The organism is Gracilimonas sp., assembly GCF_031581265.1.
Lineage (GTDB): Bacteria > Bacteroidota > Rhodothermia > Balneolales > Balneolaceae > Gracilimonas.
This window is the reverse complement of sequence record NZ_JAVLBQ010000065.1, coordinates 1-689: the sequence shown is the minus strand read 5'-3', so window position 1 is coordinate 689 and position 689 is coordinate 1. Positions and strand designations below refer to the sequence as shown.

The 689-nt window shown below is 39.3% G+C and carries 1 protein-coding gene; it reads right to left on the bottom strand.

Annotated features, from left to right (window positions below; translation table 11 throughout):
* On the bottom strand, positions 1-249 hold a 249-nt coding region (locus tag RI561_RS13755), incomplete at its 3' end, for a hypothetical protein (RefSeq protein WP_395080820.1).
* Positions 250-689 lie beyond the last annotated feature (440 nt).

The window sequence follows — 689 nt, the reverse complement described above, 5'->3', positions numbered from 1 at the left end:
GGAGGGCTTTGTTGATAGCATTACCCAAAAAGAAATACTAATAAAACGGCGACCATCCGCTCGATCCGCTTTATCCGCGTTCCATTCCTTTTCGTGTTTTCGAGCTTTCGTGGCAAATCTAACCTCATTCCCAACACCCCGTTGAGAATGTCCCTCCGGACTACCCGGTCCGAGTGAGCAGCAAAGGTAGAGTTGAATATCCAATAATGAATAGCCAACACCCAATGTCCAAGTAGGATACTTCATCATTGGGTGTTCCGTGTTGGATATTGGATATTCTTACCCGCATGCCAAAACGAATAGTCCCCGTAAAACCCCGCAAATTATTTCAAATTTGGGTACATTTAGGCGTTATTTGAGCTAAATAAACTCCTTTCCAATTGTATTGTAGGGGATTCTATTACTTGTATTAGTAAACGCAATACTCCTAAGTGTTGTTAGCTTTATAAATTCAGATGTTTGTAAATCTTCATCACTTCCATTAAATTCGGTATCACAAAAAAATAACTGCTTATGAAATCCAATTTGGAAATACAAACAAAGCCGGTAAAAATTGAACGAGTTTCTCCAAAAGAATACTTGTCTATTCCTCGGTCTGATATCAAATCAGCCCGCTTTGTGCCTCCAAAATTAGGATCAAGATCATTTGGTTCTATGCGGGTGGAATACAAACATCTAAAATACAAACC